Origin of the sequence: Aliidiomarina iranensis, assembly GCF_003987135.1 — a bacterium.
Lineage (GTDB): Bacteria > Pseudomonadota > Gammaproteobacteria > Enterobacterales > Alteromonadaceae > Aliidiomarina > Aliidiomarina iranensis.
On the sequence record NZ_PIPJ01000001.1, the window covers coordinates 603,914 to 620,095 of the forward strand.

The 16,182-nt window shown below is 47.2% G+C and carries 16 protein-coding genes; 10 read left to right on the top strand and 6 right to left on the bottom strand.

What is annotated here, in order from left to right:
* The first annotated feature begins 60 nt into the window (after nucleotides 1-60).
* The gene (gene mdh / locus CWE08_RS02725; RefSeq protein ID WP_126765345.1) at nucleotides 61-996 is read left to right on the top strand and encodes a malate dehydrogenase; all 936 of its coding nucleotides are present in this window, start codon (nucleotides 61-63) and stop codon (nucleotides 994-996) included.
* A 151-nt stretch (nucleotides 997-1,147) separates the two neighbouring features.
* Here mdh and ispB read toward each other — a convergent pair whose 3' ends face one another.
* Nucleotides 1,148-2,119: an octaprenyl diphosphate synthase gene (gene ispB / locus CWE08_RS02730; RefSeq protein ID WP_126765346.1), complete on the bottom strand. Its 972-nt coding sequence runs from the start codon at nucleotides 2,117-2,119 to the stop codon at nucleotides 1,148-1,150.
* A gap of 174 nt (nucleotides 2,120-2,293) precedes the next feature.
* Between ispB and rplU the strand changes: the two genes are divergently transcribed.
* From rplU to CWE08_RS02770, 8 genes are all read left to right on the top strand, one after another.
* A complete protein-coding gene (gene rplU / locus CWE08_RS02735; protein ID WP_126765347.1) occupies nucleotides 2,294-2,605 on the top strand; it encodes a 50S ribosomal protein L21 in 312 nt (103 codons plus the stop codon).
* Nucleotides 2,606-2,620: 15 nt separating this feature from the next.
* Complete coding sequence (gene rpmA, locus CWE08_RS02740) at nucleotides 2,621-2,878, top strand: 50S ribosomal protein L27 (protein ID WP_126765349.1); 258 nt, start codon at nucleotides 2,621-2,623, stop codon at nucleotides 2,876-2,878.
* A gap of 122 nt (nucleotides 2,879-3,000) precedes the next feature.
* Complete coding sequence (gene cgtA, locus CWE08_RS02745; protein ID WP_126765351.1) at nucleotides 3,001-4,191, top strand: Obg family GTPase CgtA; 1,191 nt, start codon at nucleotides 3,001-3,003, stop codon at nucleotides 4,189-4,191.
* 29 nt (nucleotides 4,192-4,220) lie between these two features.
* Nucleotides 4,221-4,739, top strand: coding sequence for a type 3 dihydrofolate reductase (gene folA / locus CWE08_RS02750; protein ID WP_126765353.1), 519 nt, complete (start codon nucleotides 4,221-4,223; stop codon nucleotides 4,737-4,739).
* 120 nt (nucleotides 4,740-4,859) lie between these two features.
* Nucleotides 4,860-6,362, top strand: a complete 1,503-nt coding sequence (locus tag CWE08_RS02755; RefSeq protein ID WP_126765355.1) for an alpha/beta hydrolase — start codon at nucleotides 4,860-4,862, stop codon at nucleotides 6,360-6,362.
* A 3-nt stretch (nucleotides 6,363-6,365) separates the two neighbouring features.
* Entirely contained in the window at nucleotides 6,366-7,100 is a 735-nt protein-coding gene (locus tag CWE08_RS02760; RefSeq protein ID WP_126765357.1) for an ABC transporter ATP-binding protein, read from the top strand.
* The gene (locus CWE08_RS02765) at nucleotides 7,097-8,239 is read left to right on the top strand and encodes an ABC transporter permease (protein WP_126765359.1); all 1,143 of its coding nucleotides are present in this window, start codon (nucleotides 7,097-7,099) and stop codon (nucleotides 8,237-8,239) included. The genes CWE08_RS02760 and CWE08_RS02765 overlap by 4 nt, the downstream gene beginning before the upstream one ends.
* Nucleotides 8,240-8,248: 9 nt before the next feature.
* Nucleotides 8,249-9,571 carry an NAD(P)/FAD-dependent oxidoreductase gene (locus CWE08_RS02770; RefSeq protein ID WP_157981216.1) on the top strand — a complete coding sequence of 441 codons (1,323 nt, stop codon included), beginning with the start codon at nucleotides 8,249-8,251 and terminating at the stop codon, nucleotides 9,569-9,571.
* Here the strand turns inward: CWE08_RS02770 and CWE08_RS02775 are convergent.
* The 3 genes from CWE08_RS02775 to CWE08_RS02785 form a co-directional block, all read right to left on the bottom strand.
* On the bottom strand, nucleotides 9,568-10,146 hold the full coding sequence (locus tag CWE08_RS02775; protein ID WP_126765362.1) for a GNAT family N-acetyltransferase: 579 nt from the start codon (nucleotides 10,144-10,146) through the stop codon (nucleotides 9,568-9,570). The genes CWE08_RS02770 and CWE08_RS02775 overlap by 4 nt on opposite strands.
* Before the next feature lie 160 nt (nucleotides 10,147-10,306).
* A complete protein-coding gene (gene ahcY / locus CWE08_RS02780) occupies nucleotides 10,307-11,680 on the bottom strand; it encodes an adenosylhomocysteinase (RefSeq protein ID WP_126765364.1) in 1,374 nt (457 codons plus the stop codon).
* A gap of 29 nt (nucleotides 11,681-11,709) precedes the next feature.
* Entirely contained in the window at nucleotides 11,710-12,726 is a 1,017-nt protein-coding gene (locus CWE08_RS02785) for an adenosine kinase (protein WP_126765366.1), read from the bottom strand.
* Between the two features lie 243 nt (nucleotides 12,727-12,969).
* Between CWE08_RS02785 and CWE08_RS02790 the strand changes: the two genes are divergently transcribed.
* Nucleotides 12,970-13,335, top strand: coding sequence for an Hpt domain-containing protein (locus CWE08_RS02790; protein WP_126765367.1), 366 nt, complete (start codon nucleotides 12,970-12,972; stop codon nucleotides 13,333-13,335).
* 32 nt (nucleotides 13,336-13,367) lie between these two features.
* Here CWE08_RS02790 and arcA read toward each other — a convergent pair whose 3' ends face one another.
* Nucleotides 13,368-14,108: a two-component system response regulator ArcA gene (gene arcA, locus CWE08_RS02795; RefSeq protein ID WP_126765369.1), complete on the bottom strand. Its 741-nt coding sequence runs from the start codon at nucleotides 14,106-14,108 to the stop codon at nucleotides 13,368-13,370.
* Nucleotides 14,109-14,249: 141 nt separating this feature from the next.
* Nucleotides 14,250-16,106 (bottom strand): ATP-binding protein, encoded by a 1,857-nt coding sequence (locus tag CWE08_RS02800; protein WP_126765371.1) that lies wholly within the window; start codon nucleotides 16,104-16,106, stop codon nucleotides 14,250-14,252.
* Between the last annotated feature and the right edge of the window lie 76 nt (nucleotides 16,107-16,182).

Below are 16,182 nucleotides of genomic sequence, written 5' to 3' on the forward strand. Positions count from 1 at the left end.
GTTTTTTTAGGGCTGATCGGCTAAGGTTTAGCCCCCGCAACAGATTGATTGGAGTGCAATATGAAAGTAACAGTATTAGGCGCCGCTGGCGGTATCGGCCAGGCGTTATCTTTGCTATTGAAAACTCAGCTTCCAGCCGGAACTGATCTCGCCTTGTTCGACCTTGCACCAGTAACGCCAGGTGTTGCTGTTGATTTAAGCCATATTCCAACCTCGGTAAGCGTAAAAGGTTATGGCAAAGAGAATTTAACAGAAGCACTTGCAGGCGCAGATGTTGTATTGATTCCAGCAGGTGTTCCGCGTAAGCCAGGCATGGATCGTTCAGATTTGTTCAACATGAACGCCGGCATTATCAAAAATCTCGTTGAGAATATTGCAGATACTTGCCCGAAAGCATGTATTGGCATTATCACCAACCCAGTAAACACAACAGTAGCCATTGCTGCTGAAGTATTAAAAGCCAAGGGTGTTTACGATAAGAACCGCTTGTTCGGCGTAACGACACTTGATGTGATTCGTGCCGAAACCTTCGTGGGTGAACTCAAAGGTATTCCAGTAGAAGATGTGCATGTACCGGTAATTGGTGGCCATAGCGGCACTACTATTTTGCCACTGCTTTCACAGGTGAAAACTGCGCAATTTACCCAAGAGGAAATTGAATCACTTACCCACCGCATTCAAAACGCGGGCACCGAAGTGGTTGAAGCAAAAGCTGGCGGCGGCTCTGCAACCCTTTCAATGGGCCAGGCAGCAGCACGTTTCTGCTTATCAGTAGTGAAAGGCCTGCAAGGCGTTCACGTTACTGAATATGCTTATGTTGAAGGCGACGGCAGCGATGCACAGTACTTTGCGCAAGCGGTAGTATTAGGCGCCAACGGTATCGAAGAAATCTTACCATACGGCGAGCTAAGTGATTTCGAAGCAAAAGCCAAAGCCGATATGCTTGATGGCCTGAAAAAAGACATCCAAATGGGTATCGATTTCGCCAATCAGTAAACCCTACTGATTGAATTAAAAAAACCGCGCGAGGTGCAAACCAGCGCGGTTTTTTGATCTTAGCTATTGGCTGTGGGCGTCCCGCAACGGGGAAGCCTCAACCCGCACGAAAAGCTCAACCCCCGCACCCGAACTTAAACGCTTAACTCTCTCACGCCACCCGCTCTACTGCGAGGTTGGCTAGTGCAATGAGTGCTTCTTTGTGGTCGTTTTCGGGGAAAGGAGCGAGTGCTGCGATGGCTAAATCGCGTTGCTCTAGGGCTTTGTTGCGGGTGTATTCAAGAGCGCCGGTGCTGTGCATCACGTTTAGGATTGTTTTAAGCGAATCACGTTTCCCACCTTCTTCAATAGCGCTGCGAATCAAAGACGCGTGTTCCGCATCGGTGTTCCACATCGCATATAAGAGTGGCAGTGTCGGTTTACCTTCGGCTAAATCATCGCCAGCATCTTTGCCCATAGTTTCCGCATCAGAAGTGTAATCGAGTAAATCATCTACTAATTGGAAAGCGTTTCCTAAATAACGGCCGTAATCAGCAGCCGCTTGTTCCAGTTCTGCACTTTTCCCCGCAAGTACGGCACCAAGTTGAGTTGCCGCTTCAAAAAGTTTTGCCGTTTTACTGTAAATAACTTGGAAGTATGATTCTTCGGTAGTAGTGGGATCGTTGCAGTTCATTAGCTGCAACACTTCGCCCTCAGCAATAATGTTTGTGGCATCAGCGAGCACTTCGAGAACGCGCATACTTTCGGTTTTTACCATTAGCTGGAATGCGCGGGTGTAAAGAAAATCACCTACTAATACGCTGGCTTCGTTGCCAAATAAGGCATTTGCAGTTTCTTGGCCGCGGCGGGTAAGTGATTCATCTACAACGTCATCGTGCAGCAAAGTAGCGGTATGAATGAATTCTACGATAGCCGCAAGGAGATGGTGTTTATCACCTTCATAACCAAGCGCGCGAGCTGCAATAACCGCCAATTGTGGGCGCAGGCGCTTGCCACCACTGTTAATGATGTAAAAGCCTAACTGATTAATCAACGCGACATCTGAGCTTAACTGTGCTGTAATAATCTCATTCACAGCATGCATATCATTTTCGCTAAGCGTGCGTACAGCAGATAAATCCATGGTAAAGCGGCTCTTTGTTTACATAAAATTTGCGGTTGATTTTACCTGAATTGTAGATTTCTGCCAGTTTGATGATTTTTATATTTTTCGCTTGCGCTGCGCGATGTTTTTACGTAAAATCCGCGGCCTAAATTAAAGTTTGTAGCGCCTTGTAAAAGGCAATTGGAGAAGAATATGTACGCGGTTTTTCAAAGTGGCGGTAAACAACACCGTGTCACCGAGGGCCAGACCGTTCGCCTGGAAAAGCTCGAAGCAGCTACCGGTGATACCGTTGAGTTTGAGCAAGTGCTCATGCTCTCTGATGGTGAAAACGTGACAATTGGTGCACCTTTCGTTGAAGGTGGCAAGATTAAAGCAGAAGTAGTGACCCATGGTCGTGGCGATAAAGTAACTATCGTTAAGTTCCGTCGTCGGAAGCACTCACGCAAGCAACAGGGTCATCGTCAGTGGTTCACGGAAGTGAAAATCACTGGTATTGGCGCTTAAGAGGAGTAGAGACACATGGCACACAAAAAAGCAGGTGGTTCAACACGTAACGGTCGCGATTCAGAAAGTAAACGTCTGGGCGTTAAACGTTATGGCGGTGAAACTGTACTAGCCGGAAACATTCTGGTTCGTCAACGGGGCACCAAATTCCATGCAGGCGATAACGTAGGTATTGGTCGTGACCATACCTTGTTTGCGAAAGTAGATGGTAAAGTTACCTTCGAACAGCGTGGACCGCAAAACCGGAAGTTCATCAGCGTAAACGCTGAATAATACGAACACCGAATCCGGAAAACCCCGCCTTAGTGCGGGGTTTTTTGTATCTTTACCTTACCTTCGGGTAAGTATATTCTTGAATAATTGGCGTGTGAGCGTCGGGCAAAACAGGCAAAACCATGAAATTCGTTGATGAAATTGATATTCGCGTAGAAGCTGGCGATGGCGGCAATGGCTGCATTGGCTTTCGGCGCGAGAAATACATACCGAAAGGCGGCCCAGATGGCGGCGACGGCGGCGATGGTGGTGATGTTTGGTTGGAAGCCGATGAGAACCTCAATACCCTTATTGATTATCGTTTTGAACGCACCCATCGTGCGCAACGAGGCGAAAACGGTAAAAGTAGCAACTGTACCGGCCGCCGGGGTGAAGATAAAACCTTGAAGGTTCCGGTAGGTACACGCGTTAAGGATATGGATACCGGTGAAATTATTGGTGATTTAACCCGCCATGGCCAACGCCAGCTAGTTGCGAAAGGCGGTTTCCATGGTTTAGGGAATACTCGCTTTAAGAGCAGCACCAACCGTGCGCCGCGGCAAAAAACCGATGGCACCAAAGGTGAACACCGTATTCTCTTACTCGAGTTATTGTTGTTAGCGGATGTAGGCTTACTGGGTATGCCGAACGCCGGTAAATCAACGTTGATTCGCTCTGTTTCAGCCGCCAAGCCAAAAGTGGCTGATTATCCGTTTACTACTATCACGCCGAATTTGGGCGTGGTACGTTTGAACGCGAGCCAAAGTTTTGTAATCGCTGATATCCCTGGCCTAATCGAGGGTGCTTCTGATGGCGCCGGTTTAGGTATTCAGTTCCTAAAACATCTTGAGCGCTGTGGCTTGTTGTTGCACTTGGTCGATATTGCACCATTTGATGAGAGCAGTCCTGCGGACACCGCAGAAACCATTATTCAAGAACTTGCACAATACAGCCCTGCACTAGCAGCGAAACCACGTTGGTTAGTGTTGAATAAAACCGATTTAGTAGACGAAGAAACATTGGCTGAACGCCGTGCCGAAATCGTAGAGCGCTTGGATTGGCAAGGTCCGGTGTTTGAACTTTCCGCGATTACTGGTAAAGCCTGTAACGAGCTAATGCGTGAAATCATGCAATACTTGGAAGCACTGCCGAAACCCGATGCAGAAGCTGAAGGTAATGATGAGCCGGTTGAGTTTAAATGGACAAGTTACCACGATGAACAGATGCAAAAAGCGGAAGAAGAGTGGGGCGATGATCTGGAAGATGATTTAGATGACGACGATGATGATTGGGAAGAAGAGCCCGATGATGGTCATGTGATTTATAAACCATAAACACAGATAGCAACAAAGGTATAAATGCTATGGAAATTTCTTTAATTGCAGCAATGGCCGATAATCGTGTAATCGGCAACGAGGGTGAAATGCCTTGGCATTTACCAAGCGAACTGCAGTATTTTAAAGAATTAACCATGGGTAAACCAATCATCATGGGGCGCAATACCTTTGTTTCCATTGGCCGGCCACTCCCGGGCCGGCACAACATTGTAATCACCAGCAAACCTGAGCTCTTGCCCGAAGGGGTTACCACTGCAAGCAACCCACAACAAGCTATAGCGGCGGCGGAAGCCTACGCGGCTGCTAACGGCCACAAGTTGCATGAGATTATGGTCATTGGTGGTGGGCAGGTGTATGAGGCATTTTTGCCCGAGGCTACTCGGTTGTATCTTACTCACATTGATTTGAATGTACCTGGCGATACTTTTTTTCCAGCGTTTTACCCTGACGAGTGGGAAAGAACTTTACTACGTGAACATAAAGCCGATAACCAAAACCCACTTACCTACCGCGGTTATCTGTATAAGCGCATTCTGCGTAATTAGTGCTGAAAAACCTGCCAATTGTTTAATTTTTTGTTACCAAATGTTAACAGCCCTTGCAGTAACCAAAAAATCTAGGTAAAACTCTCACGCTAGCTAGCGCATAAAAAAGAGAGAATAATAATGAAAACCTTGAAAATGGTTAACCTTGGGTTTGCCTTTGCCGTTTGTGCTGCGTTCAACACGCAAGCAATAGGCGCGCAAGAAAACACCTCAGATAGCTCAAGCGGCACGAGTGAGCCTGCAGCGCTCAATCAACTTACCCTTGAATCTTGCCACCTTAGAGGCTTATCGGAGCAGGTTGAATGTGGTTATTTGGAAGTACCCGAGAATCACGATACACCCAATGGCACCACTATTGATCTGCATATCGTTCGCATGCCAGCGGTGAGCTCAGGCGCTGCCAGTGATCCCTTGTTCTTTTTAGCCGGCGGCCCCGGGCAAGCGGCTACCGAACTGGCACCAATTATCGATAGAGTATTTCAGGATGTGCGGCAGCGCCGCGATATCATTCTTGTTGATCAGCGTGGCACCGGTAAATCGGGGGCGTTGCAATGTGAGATCTCGGCGCTTGATGAACTCTTAGTACCTGATGATCAAATCGATTTGCGTGGTGCCATGGCTCGATGTGCAGAAAAATTTGATGTTGATTTGCAGCAATACAGCACAGTGAACGCCATACGTGACTTCGAAATGGTGCGAACGGCGCTGGGCTATCAGCAAATTAACTTGTACGGCGGTTCATATGGTACTCGAGCCGCCTTAGTGTGGATGCGGGAAGCGCCAACTGCGCTACGAAGTGTAGTGCTTGATGGTGTTGCGCCTACGCAGGTTGTGGTAGGCCCGTTCGGAACCTACAGCCAGCGCGCGTTTGATTTAATGGTAAGCGATTGTAATCGCTCGGAAGCCTGCGTTGAAAGATTCGGCGCTATTGATGAAAAATACTATGCGCTAAGGGAACGCTTGTTGGCGGAACCTGAGCAAGTGGTGATGCAAGATCCGCGCAGTGATGAAACACGAGAAGTGTTAATGACGGCGAAGCGGCTTGCTGGAATTTTGCGCAATGCGCTTTACTCACCGCGTTCGCGCCAACTTATTCCAATTGTGGTGAGTGAGGCTGATGCCGGCAACTGGCGGCCACTGGCAGGCCTGATCGGCGCGTTTGATGCGGAATCTCCAATTTACACCGGGTTACTGGTTTCAGTGTTGTGCCAAGAAGATATGCCGCGCGCTGATGCCGAATTATTGGCACGGGATGGTGATAACCGCTTCATTGGCAGCAGTGTGGGGGATGATTTTGTAGAAATGTGTAGCGGGTGGCCGGTAGCACCTCTTCCAGACAACAGCCATGCCGAACCTGTGGTAAGTGATATTCCAGCCTTATTGTTATCTGGCGAGCAAGATCCGGTAACGCCGCCCGAATGGGCTGAAATCGCTGCCGAAACGCTTTCCAATTCACAACACTTGGTGGCTGAGTTTGGTGGCCACACGATTATGAGCCACACTTGTGCGAATCGTTTAATTGCACAGTTTTTAGATGAGCCAAGTGCAACAATCGATGCTTCATGCCTTGAGCGAACCCGCATGTTGCCTTTCTTACGTAACGTTAACGCAGCGGGGATGTGAGCCATGATTGTAACCAACGGACTAGCGAAAGCATATAAAGATGTAAAAGCGTTAAAGGGCCTCTCGTTCCAAGCCAATGATGGTGAAATTACTGGCTTATTGGGCCCTAACGGTGCGGGAAAAACCACCTGCTTGCGCAGTATTTACGGGTTGATACATCCAGATATTGGCAGCGCTGAAGTGGATAGCATTGATGCTTCGAAATCACCCCTTGAGGTGCGTAAGCGCATTGGTATCTTTCCTGATAAATTTGGTTTGCAGGAACGTTTAACTGCCCGTGAGCACATTGCTTATTTCGCCGGCTTGCACGGGCTGCACGGTGAGGCAAGAAAAGCAGCAGTGCAACAGGTGATCGACGATTTAGATATGAATGATATCGCTGATCGCCGCACCGGCGGCTTTTCCCAAGGCCAGCGAATGAAAGTGGCGCTTGGGCAAGCTATTGTGCATCAACCGCAAAACTTAATCTTAGATGAACCTAGCCGCGGCCTTGATGTAATGAGTACGCGCATTTTGCGTGAGCTTCTGTTTCGTTTGAAAGGGCAAGGGCGTTGCATTCTGTTTTCCAGCCATGTGATGCAAGAGGTGGCTGCATTGTGTGATCGTGTGGTGATTATGGTTGCTGGGCAAGTAGTAGCTGAAGGTAGCCCAGCAGAGCTGTGCGCAAGAACTGGGCAAGAAAGCTTTGAAGAAGCCTTCGTGCAGTTAATCGGAACTGAAGAGGGTATCATGCTATGAAATCAGTATTTATCACAGTTTGGCTAAAAGAAATGACCGATGCGCTGCGTGATAAACGCTCGTTGATGGCCGCCATGAGTTACGCATTTTTCGGGCCTATCATGATGGCGGTTGCTTTCATGATGGTAATTAAAGATGCGGTTTCTGAGCGCGATGTTTATGTTCATATTGATGGCGCGCAGTATGCGCCTGCTTTGGTGGATTTTCTCGGTGATCGGCGAATTTTTGCCGGCGATGAGGAAAACGCTGCGCGGGAAATTTACTTAGAAATACCCGAAAACTACGAAGAAAATTTAGCGAGCGCAAAGCCCGTGTATATTACGGTGCGTTCTGATTATTCTGAGCGTAGCGATGGTAGCTATCGAAGTAGAGTAGAAAGTGCTTTGCGGGAATATAACAACACCATTGTCAGCCATCGGCTTACTTTACGAGGTATCAGTACCGATGTGATTTCGCCGATTCGCATTGATAAACAAGATACCGCTACTAAAGAAGCGCGAGCTGCTATGATTTTGGGTACGGTAATGGTGTTCGTACTCATGGCGATCTTCTTTTCAGGCATGAACGTGGCCATTGATGGTAGCGCTGGTGAACGGGAGCGGAACTCGCTGGAGTTTCTCTTGGCCCAGCCGGTTGCCACTCATTGGCTGGTAATGGCGAAAGCAGCCGCAGCCGGCACCTTTGCACTCTTCGGCGGTGTGTTGAGTATTCTTTTGATACCGCTGGTGTTTATTTTCGTGCCCCTAGAAAAATTGGGTATCGATTTTAGTATGAGCATGTTGGATCAGCTTGGCATTATATTGGTGTTGATTCCTTTGGCAGCATTTGCCAGTATTTTGCAGCTATTTGTTAGCTTTCGGGCAAAATCGTTTAAGGAAGCACAAACTTATATTTCTCTCGTGATGTTCATTCCGGTTGCGGTAATATTCGCCGTTGAATTTACCCGCTTTGAGCATCCAGCGCTTTCCGTATTACCGGTAACCTCGCAGCATCAAGTTCTTTTGGCCACTATTGGTGGGCAAGAAATCAACTGGTTGATGGTGTTAGGTGGTGCAGGTGTAACGGTAGTGGTTACGGCGCTGCTTGTTGCTGTGGTGACGAAAATGTTACGCAGCGAAAAAGTGGTTTTTGGCCTCTAGGAGGCAATTTTGTACGATCCTCTTAAAAGCCGGGGTATCCCGGCTTTTCACGAATTTGGCACGGCTTCCTACTGGGCGGCCGTAACGCCTTTCCCTGATACCAATGCTATCGCGCTGCCAAGCTCAGCAGAAGTTGTTGTGATCGGCGCCGGTTATACTGGTTTGAATGCGGCGATTGAAGTTGCGCAAGCACAGCAGCGAGAGGTTGTTCTCATTGATGCAGGTGGTGTTGGCGCCGGTGCAAGTAGCCGTAATGCGGGGTTCTTATTGCCGGGAACAGGGCGCCTTGGTTATCGTGATTATGCGAAAAAATTTGGCGAACAAATAGCGCAAGGCGTACAAAACGAATTTGCCGCGAGTATTGAGCATGTTAAAAATGCGGCTGCTGATTCTTCTTGGCCCTGTGAGCTTATTCCAGCCCGCTACCTGCGCCTTGGCCACAGTGAAAAAGCAGCAAGTGTGTTGCGCGAACAACAACCGGCGTACGGCAATACCTTGCTAACAGCGGAATGGCTGAGCCCAGAACAGCAACAGGCAGAGCTGCCAGGCCTGCCGTGGAAATATGGCGGGCTTTCGCTTACTCCGGCTGCGGCGGTTAACCCGAGAGCATTAACGGCCGCTTATCTAAGTTTAGCGCAACAGGCTGGCGTTAAAATTGTAACTGGCCATCCCGTAACTGCATGGCGGTCAAATCATGGTAAACATCAGCTAACCGCGGGCGGCCGCGAAATTCAATGTCATCAGGTTTTGCTCTGTAGTAATGGTTACCTGCCGCAGCAACCCTTTCCTGACATAAGTAAGCGCCAGTTTCCAGTGCTCTCGAGTATTGTTGTATCACGGCCTCTAAACGCCGCTGAACAGCAATACTGCGGCTTAACAGTGAATGATTTAGTGATGGATACGCGAACACTGAAATACTATTACCGGCTTCTACCTGATGGCCGTATTTTATTTGGGGGGCGCGGGGCCGTAGCGGGTAAAAATGCTGATAATAAGGTGCATAGACACCGGCTAGAGCAAGCGTTAGCGGCTACGTTTCCGCAGTTAAAGGATTTGTACGTTGATTATTTCTGGAGTGGTTGGATAAGCGTAGCATTGGATGCAATGCCGCGAATATTTAGCCCAGCACTGGGGGTTTTTACCAGTGCAGGGTATTGCGGTGCCGGGGTGGCCTTTGCAAGTTTAGCGGGAAAACGGCTCGCGCAATTGAGCTTTGGCGAACGTATGCCGGCATTACCGTTTTATCAATCGCCCTTACCACGTTACCCTCTCGCTCCGGCACGGCGAGTAGGATTACGTGCGCTGTATACTTGGCATCGCTGGCGAGGTTAAAAACGCAACAGCATTTCAGCGGCGGTGCAGTAACAATCACCATCGCAAACGGGGCAATAATAGCCACCTTCCAATGAGAATTGTAGCCACCGTTTACCGTGATCTGCGATAAGTTCGCCACCACAACGAGAAAAATATTCAAAGGCGCTGTTATTTGGACTCTGCCGCCAAATATGTGCCAAACCACCTTTGCAGCCAGCCCCTTGGGCCTCAATGATTGAATGCATCAGTAAGGATTTACCGATACCGCCACCTTGTACCTCATGATCCACCGCAGAACATTTGAAATAGCACAGTTCTTCTGCGGGGAAGGGCCAAGCACCGGGTGTGCAATACTGATCAATATCCCAATTCCCTGGCGCGAACGTGAGGCGAATGCCTGCTAAGTTATCATCGCTGAAGGCTAACCAATGCAGGTTACGGCCATTTTCGGTTTGCCCGCGCTGAAAGTAATCGGCTAGGTTTTCGGGGGTAAGGTAGTTATCGCCATGAACTTTATTGCCAAGCGCGATAACGGCATCGAAATCAGCTTCGGTGAGTTGCCGAAAGGTAAGGCGAGGGTTAGCGTGCTTCATAACAAACATCCTTGAAAGTGAGGGCGCATTATAACGCGCATAAAAAAAGGTGAGCAACTAGGTGCTCACCTTTTTTCTATCTGCCACCTTCTCTTGGCCGCCACCTTCAATTGGCTCTCATCCTCACTTGGCTCACGCCTTCACTTAAAGGCTTCTGAGCTTAGTAGCGGTACTCGTCAGGCTTGAATGGGCCTTCAACCGGAACGCCAATGTACTCTGATTGTTGGCTGGTCATTTTCGTAATTACACCACCAAAACCTTCTACCATGTAGCGCGCTACTTCTTCATCGAGCTGTTTCGGCAATACTTCTACCGTTAAATTCGCTTGCTTGTCGGCATCCGACATAGCCGCGTATTTCTTCTCGAACAAGTGAATTTGCGCTAATACTTGGTTTGCGAAAGAACCATCCATAATGCGGCTCGGGTGGCCTGTTGCATTGCCTAGGTTTACCAAGCGGCCTTCTGATAACAAAATGAGGTAATCATCTTTGGCATCAGAGCGGAATACCGTGTGTACCTGTGCTTTCACTTCTTCCCAGCGCCAATTTTTGCGCATGAATGCGGTATCGATTTCGTTATCGAAATGGCCAATATTTGATACCACAGCACCATTTTTCAGCGCAGAAAGAATGTATTGATCACATACATTCACGTTGCCCGTGGTGGTAACGATTAAATCAGTGTTGCCCAACAACTCTTTATCGATAGTTGAACCGTCACCAGCATTCACACCACCGATATATGGGGAAACAACTTCGTAACCATCCATGCAAGCTTGCATGGCACAAATCGGATCGATTTCAGTTACTTTAACAATCATGCCTTCTTGGCGTAATGATGCAGCAGAGCCTTTGCCCACATCGCCGTAGCCAATAACCAAAGCTTTCTTACCTGATAACAAGTGATCGGTAGCGCGTTTAATCGCATCATTTAGCGAGTGGCGGCAGCCATATTTGTTATCATTCTTTGATTTGGTTACTGAATCATTTACGTTGATGGCAGGAACTTTCAATGTGCCTTTTTTCAACATCTCTAATAAACGGTGAACACCAGTTGTCGTTTCTTCGGTAATGCCGTGAATTTTTTCTAGCATTTCCGGGAATTGATCATGAATGAGTAGGGTTAAATCACCACCATCGTCCAAAATCATGTTGGCGTCCCAAAGTTCACCATCTTTCTTACATGTTTGCTCTAAGCACCATTCATATTCTTCTTCCGTTTCGCCTTTCCACGCGAACACCGGAATACCAGCAGCAGCCATAGCTGCAGCCGCGTGATCTTGCGTAGAGAAAATATTGCACGACGACCAGCGCACTTCAGCACCAAGCTCAATAAGGGTTTCAATCAGAACCGCTGTTTGAATCGTCATGTGAATGCAGCCGATAATCCGCGCATCTTTCAATGGCTTTGCGGCTGAATACTTACGGCGAATCGCCATTAATGCAGGCATTTCTGATTCTGCAATTTGAATCTCTTTACGGCCGTAATCCGCAAGGTTGATATCAGCTACTTTGTAATCTTGAAAAGAAGTCATTCTACTCTCTCGTATCTGCAAATTTGAATTTATGCTGAAAGGTGTTCAGCAAGATTTAATTCTTGCAAAATTTGCTGTTGCGTTTCGGTACTCAAACGAGGCCCGTAATTGCTCACAATTTCTGCTGCCGAACGGCTCGCAAGTGTGCCAGCCTGTGCAGGTGTTAGCCCCTGCGTAATGCCAAATAAATAAGCGCCGGCGAACATATCGCCCGCACCATTGGTATCAATTGCTGTAACTTTAAAACCAGGTACTTGAATACGGTGCTCGCGGGTGCCAATAATAGCACCCTCTTTGCCGCGGGTGATCACCACCTGCTTGGCTACATCGAGTAACGCATTCATAGCTGGCTCTAAACCTTCACATCCGGTGTAGATTTCTGCTTCTTCTTGGTTGCAGAAAAGGATATCTACCCCGGGTGTTAGAAACTCATCTAAGCCTTCTTTAAAATATTTCACCATGGATGAATCTGAAAAAGTAAGGGCAATGCGAGTATCATTTTGTTCTGCTACTTCACGCGCCTCGCGAACGGCAGCGCGAGCAATTTCCGAAGTAGCTAAATAACCTTCAATGTACAAATATTTCGAGTCAGCCACTTTTTCAGGCTCTAACTCTTCACTTGAAAAATCAATGGTAATACCCAAAAACGTGCACATAGTGCGTTCAGCATCAGGTGTAACCATCACCACACACTTGCCCGTGTGGCCATCGTTATCTTGCTTTACCAAATGGGTGCTTACTCCAGCGCGCTCGAGGTCAGCTTGATAAAAGTTACCGTCGTCGTCATTGGCTACTTTACAACAATAAAAGGCCTTGCCACCGAATTGGCTAAAGGCTACTAAACTGTTGGCAGCTGAACCGCCACCCACGCGCTTTTCGAGAGTGAACTCTTTATGTAGCTCACTCAATAGCAACTGCTGCTGAGCTTCATCAAGCAACGTCATGATGCTTTTTTCAATTTTATGGCGTGCCAAGAATTCGTCGGTTACTTTAAATTCTTGATCTACCAAGGCGTTTCCCACGCCAATTACATCGTAAGATTTCATTACGCTTATTTCACGCTAGCTGAGTTAAAATTAGACGCAAGATTATACAGGATTTTGCGCACGATATCCGCCAGTATTTTTTTCTGCTGCTATGCCGCCAAAGAAGCTGATCGGAGTAAAAGCGTAAACCAATCTGTGTGGGCATCGGCGTTGGCTTGTAGTACAGTAAATGCCTCACGAAAACTTATGTTACCTCCGCTACGAGCACAGATGATTACGTAGCAAAAGAAGGATTTGGATTGCATGACGACAAGAAATTCTAACGAAATCGATTGGGCATTGTTGCAGCAGTATCAGCAAATTTTGGGGATTCAGGGCATAGCCGATAGCTTCACAATGTTTTTGCAGGTTTTACCGGATTATCAGGCTGAACTAGAACGCCTGGTGGCTACTCGCGATGAAGCGGCTGTTCGTTCCCATGCCCATAAAATAAAGGGTAGTTGTCGTTCGCTTGGCTTTCAGCGTTTAGGTGAGGAAATGCAATTTATCGAGAAAGAACCTTGGCAATGGGGGCAAGTTGAGAGCCTGATAGCAGAATGGCCGCACCACTATTCAGCGGATACGACCATGGTAGAAAACTGGCTTGCGGGTTTACGCAAGGATTCCTAAGTTTTCGCTTTAGCAAATATCTGGGCAGCTAATTAAGAAGCAACCTTAATATCCACATCGCCTACAAAACGATAACCTTCACCATGAATCGTGGTAATTAGGTTTGGTGTTTCTGGATGAGCCTCGAAATGCCGGCGGATACGGCGAATAGCAACATCCACTGTGCGATCGTTCGGGCGTAGCTCGCGATCTAACATTTTGCGAACTAATGTATCACGGTCATGAATTTTGCCAGGCTGGGTTAAAAATAGTTCCAATGCCCGGTACTCACTTTTCGGCAAACGGAACATTTTCTTATCTGGGGCAAATAAACAACGGCTATCGCAATCTAGTATCCAGCCGCTGAAGTGATATTGTTTACTGCCGTCAACCTGATTTTCTCGCGGCTCGTTAATTTGCTCTATGCGGCGCGCTAGGTTGCGCACTCGCACCGTAAGTTCGCGAGGGTTATAAGGTTTGATCAGATAATCATCAGCGCCAAGTTCTAACGCTAGCAAGCGATCTTCATCGCTATCACGGCCGGTAAGGAATACCAAACCGATGTTGTTCTGCTCGCGCAAGGATTCAGCAAGTTCTAAACCGCTTTGGCCCGGTAAATTAACATCCATAATAATGATATCAATTTGCTGTTGCGCCATGATGTGTTCCATCTGGCGGCCATCGGCAGCATCAAATACTTCATAGCCTTCTTGCTGGAATAAGCGTGTGAGTGTTTGGCGGGTTACCACCTCATCTTCCACAATCAGAAGTTTCACGTTCGTTGTTTGTTCCATGGTGTTTTCTGAACTCCGCGTTCGATTGCTAATGAAATAGAACTGCTGATAAATATGCTTGAATGTATAAGGATAAGTTTTTCAAGTTAATAAAAGCAAGTAAGTTCGTATATTTTTAACAAAACTTAATCAGATTGTATATTAATTATTCGAGGTGGGGATTTTTATTGTAAATTGAGTTCCATGTTCAGCGTTATGGTTGTCATTATCTTCAGTGCTAGTAAGCGGTAAGCTTTGGCATTCGATATCACCATTGAGCAACTGGGTAACCCAGTTAAATACCTGATATAACGCTAATCCCGCGTTGTTCTGTTCGGGCGCACTCAAAACGAAAGGCTGGAATATCTTAGTTCTTAATGCTGGCTCAATGCCTGCGCCGTTATCGGCCACCTGCACTAAAAGCATGTTGTTTTTCAACTCAAAAGCCACTTCAATAAGTAATGGTTGATAAGTGCCGGAAGCATCTTTGTAAGCCCCATGCGCGATAGCATGATCAATAATCTCGAGTAGTACTTGTTCAAGCGTTAATACCCGCAGCTTAAGAGTATCTTTGCTGTTACCAGTATGGCTCTGCAAAACACGGGTTATGCCAGAACCCGTTTTGTTTGCAGTATCAGTGATGTTGCGAAAAACAAGCTGTACATGTTCTGGCAACTTCCGGCCGGTATGAACCGCATGTTCCATGCGTTGAATAAAGGCGTAGAGAGTTATCGTTCTTGGTTTATCGTTGCGGTTTAACACCACAATTTCTTGGTAATGGCGAATTAAATCTGCACACTTACTTAGGTTTGCCATGATTGCGCGCAAACTTGCCTGCTCTTTCACTAAATATTCACTTAGCTTCATTTCTGTGAGAGCTTTTGTGGAAAGCGATTTCTGAACGGTTTCCTGTTGCTCTTGCACAAGTCTGGTAGCGGCCATGCTGGCATCAATAGGCGTGGCTAACTCGTGTGCAATTCTATTAATTAGATCGCTAAATGAAGCCAGCTTGTCTCGTTCAAACTGCTGTTGTTGGTGGCTATGTAGAGTTTCTAACGCTACTGTAAGCTTGTTGTTTAATGCTGATAAACGCTCAGTACGCGCCGTTACTTCGGCTTCCAATTCATCATTCGCTTTTTGCGCTTGTGCTGCACTATGTTCAGCGTAACGCTTTTCATGCCGATACTTCTCTAAAACTCGTTTTACCTGCAGGCGAACATCCGTAAACTCTTCGGGGAAATCTCGATCTTCATCAAGGTTAAAGGATTGGTCTTGGCTTGCTTTAGCTATGGTTCTGCTCAAGCGCTCTAGGCTCGATGCCATAGTGCGGGCAAAGAATTTAACACTTAGTGAAACACTCAACATCACAGCAATGAAAGCAACAACGCTGGTAAATACTTGCCGCCGATGCGCACTTTGTACTTGCGCTAACGAAGCACGAAGATAAATGTAGCCGGCTAAATCACTGTCACTTTGCCATTGGTTGTTCCAATCTTGGCTTTTAAATATTGGTTGCACAATCTCCAAATAATCAGCGGTAAATTGAAAATTGGGTAAGGTTTTGATGCGTGCACTTTGTGAGTTCAGGGCAGAGCGGCCAGTGGCTGTATACGTATTTAGGAGTTGCGGTTCAGCAGCGGGTGAGCTCAAAGTATAGAGATGAACATGTTCAAGAAAATCGTGTGCGGCTAAACCACGGAAAAGCAGCTCCATTTGCTCACGAGTGAGTGCATTACTCATTAAATTACTGGACGGTGAATTGTTCTGTGCTGAGCTATCCGGCGAGTTGTTCGCTAAGTTGTGCGCTATCGCAGCGCTCGGTGGTGTTGCTAAATTACTTGCCTGCAGTGCGAGTTGTTGCGCTAACGCTTCGGCTCGATTCGCTAAGCCTCGGCGCTCAGAATCGGAAACCAAAAGAATAGCAACAGCCGAAAATAACAACATGGCTAAGGCAACAATGCCCGCAATGATGATATTCAGGCGGCTACTTAACGACCACTTTTGCGTGTTTTCAGGCATTTTCAATCGCTCTTTTGATCAGTATTTGCGCTTTATTTGTTGAAACATGCTTGTGAACCCTCAACGCTCGCCTTAA

Excerpts from the sequence above, each read along its gene's own strand:
- CWE08_RS02775 (WP_126765362.1), bottom strand. The coding sequence starts at position 10,146 with ATGAAGCACGCTAACCCTCGCCTTACCTTTCGGCAACTCACCGAAGCT.
- cgtA (WP_126765351.1), top strand. The coding sequence starts at position 3,001 with ATGAAATTCGTTGATGAAATTGATATTCGCGTAGAAGCTGGCGATGGC.
- folA (WP_126765353.1), top strand. The coding sequence starts at position 4,221 with ATGGAAATTTCTTTAATTGCAGCAATGGCCGATAATCGTGTAATCGGC.
- CWE08_RS02760 (WP_126765357.1), top strand. The coding sequence starts at position 6,366 with ATGATTGTAACCAACGGACTAGCGAAAGCATATAAAGATGTAAAAGCG.
- CWE08_RS02785 (WP_126765366.1), bottom strand. The coding sequence starts at position 12,726 with ATGAAATCTTACGATGTAATTGGCGTGGGAAACGCCTTGGTAGATCAA.
- ispB (WP_126765346.1), bottom strand. The coding sequence starts at position 2,119 with ATGGATTTATCTGCTGTACGCACGCTTAGCGAAAATGATATGCATGCT.
- mdh (WP_126765345.1), top strand. The coding sequence starts at position 61 with ATGAAAGTAACAGTATTAGGCGCCGCTGGCGGTATCGGCCAGGCGTTA.
- CWE08_RS02800 (WP_126765371.1), bottom strand. The coding sequence starts at position 16,106 with ATGCCTGAAAACACGCAAAAGTGGTCGTTAAGTAGCCGCCTGAATATC.
- rpmA (WP_126765349.1), top strand. The coding sequence starts at position 2,621 with ATGGCACACAAAAAAGCAGGTGGTTCAACACGTAACGGTCGCGATTCA.
- CWE08_RS02755 (WP_126765355.1), top strand. The coding sequence starts at position 4,860 with ATGAAAACCTTGAAAATGGTTAACCTTGGGTTTGCCTTTGCCGTTTGT.
- CWE08_RS02790 (WP_126765367.1), top strand. The coding sequence starts at position 12,970 with ATGACGACAAGAAATTCTAACGAAATCGATTGGGCATTGTTGCAGCAG.
- ahcY (WP_126765364.1), bottom strand. The coding sequence starts at position 11,680 with ATGACTTCTTTTCAAGATTACAAAGTAGCTGATATCAACCTTGCGGAT.
- CWE08_RS02765 (WP_126765359.1), top strand. The coding sequence starts at position 7,097 with ATGAAATCAGTATTTATCACAGTTTGGCTAAAAGAAATGACCGATGCG.
- arcA (WP_126765369.1), bottom strand. The coding sequence starts at position 14,108 with ATGGAACAAACAACGAACGTGAAACTTCTGATTGTGGAAGATGAGGTG.
- rplU (WP_126765347.1), top strand. The coding sequence starts at position 2,294 with ATGTACGCGGTTTTTCAAAGTGGCGGTAAACAACACCGTGTCACCGAG.